The 1673-nt window shown below is 52.5% G+C and carries 2 rRNA genes; both read right to left on the bottom strand.

What is annotated here, in order from left to right:
* Positions 1-703: ribosomal RNA gene (locus ACRQEG_RS09460) — 23S ribosomal RNA — on the bottom strand; the annotation flags it as partial.
* Between the two features lie 348 nt (positions 704-1051).
* A 16S ribosomal RNA gene (locus ACRQEG_RS09455) occupies positions 1052-1673 on the bottom strand; the annotation flags it as partial.

Raw genomic sequence — 1673 nt, 5'->3', positions numbered from 1 at the left:
ACTACCCCACACGGGTTAACCTCGCCACACATCCTAACTCGCAGGCTCATTCTTCAATAGGCACGCCATCACCACCATTCAAATGTGGCTCTGACAGTTTGTAGGCGCCTGGTTTCAGGCACTATTTCACTCCCCTCCCGGGGTACTTTTCACCATTCCCTCACGGTACTATTCCACTATCGGTCACGACGGGTATTTAGCCTTACCAAGTGGTCTTGGCAGATTCACACGAGATTCCACGAGCCCCGTGCTACTCGGGCATGTCATCACGCAGTCAGAAACATTTCAGCTACCCGGCTATCACGGTCTACGGCAGGCCTTCCCAAACCCTTCACCTATACTCCTGATTTATCACTACGCCCCGTCCTGTCGGAAACGAGAAGACAACACCCCACAACACCCCATGTGCAACCCCCGACAAGTATCACACACACAAGGTTTAGGCTCCTTCGCTTTCGCTCGCCACTACTCACAAAATATCTTTTCCAGCAGGTACTAAGATGTTTCACTTCCCCACGTTCCCACCACCAACCTATCAATTCAGCTGGCAGCAACCCGGCATAACCCAGGCTAGGTTCCCCCATTCGGACACCCTCGGATCACCACTCGCTAGCCAATTCCCCGAGGCATATCGCAGGCTACAACGTCCTTCTTCGGCCCATACGCACCAAGGCATCCACCAAACGCCCTACAACACCAAAAAACAATAAACAAGAAACTCAAAACAAAAAATTGTCAATTACGCAAAATCACACAACAAACACACACGTGTTCGTCATAAAGATGCTCACGCTCACTATGCGACAACCAACCACCACACCAACACCACAACTAGAAAACAAGAACAAACCCTTGCTCCCTAGCCGTGGGTGGTATATCGGACAGTGTCCGAATGCCTAACAGCCCGTCTAACCAATACCATCACGCGAGTAACAATGAACAACCACCATCACTCACACGAACCCTTTTTACGTGTCCCAAACAAGAAACAAACACTAAAGAAACAAACCCGTGTGGCTCATTCCTATCCGTTTCTCGAAAATATCCTTAGAAAGGAGGTGATCCAGCCGCACCTTCCGGTACGGCTACCTTGTTACGACTTCGTCCCAATCGCCAGCCCCACCTTCGACCGCTCCCCCCAAAAAATGGTTAGGCCACGAGCTACGGGTGTTACCAACTTTCGTGACGTGACGGGCGGTGTGTACAAGGCCCGGGAACGTATTCACCGCGGCAATGCTGATCCGCGATTACTAGCGACTCCGACTTCACGAGGTCGAGTTGCAGACCCCGATCCGAACTGAGACCAGCTTTAAGGGATTCGCTCCACCTTGCGATATCGCAACCCTCTGTACCGGCCATTGTAGCATGCGTGAAGCCCAAGACATAAGGGGCATGATGATTTGACGTCATCCCCACCTTCCTCCGAGTTAACCCCGGCAGTCTCTCGTGAGTCCCCACCATCATGTGCTGGCAACACGAGACAAGGGTTGCGCTCGTTGCGGGACTTAACCCAACATCTCACGACACGAGCTGACGACAACCATGCACCACCTGTACACCACCAACCAAATGCAACCACATCTCTGCAGCCCCGCGGTGTATGTCAAGCCTTGGTAAGGTTCTTCGCGTTGCATCGAATTAATCCGCATGCTCCGCCGCTTGTGCGGGCCCCC

Origin of the sequence: Actinotignum stranguriae (assembly GCF_051265215.1) — a bacterium.
GTDB classification, from domain to species: Bacteria; Actinomycetota; Actinomycetes; order Actinomycetales; family Actinomycetaceae; genus Actinotignum; species Actinotignum schaalii_C.
Note: the sequence above shows the minus strand (reverse complement) of the source record. Positions and strands in the feature narration are given on the sequence as shown.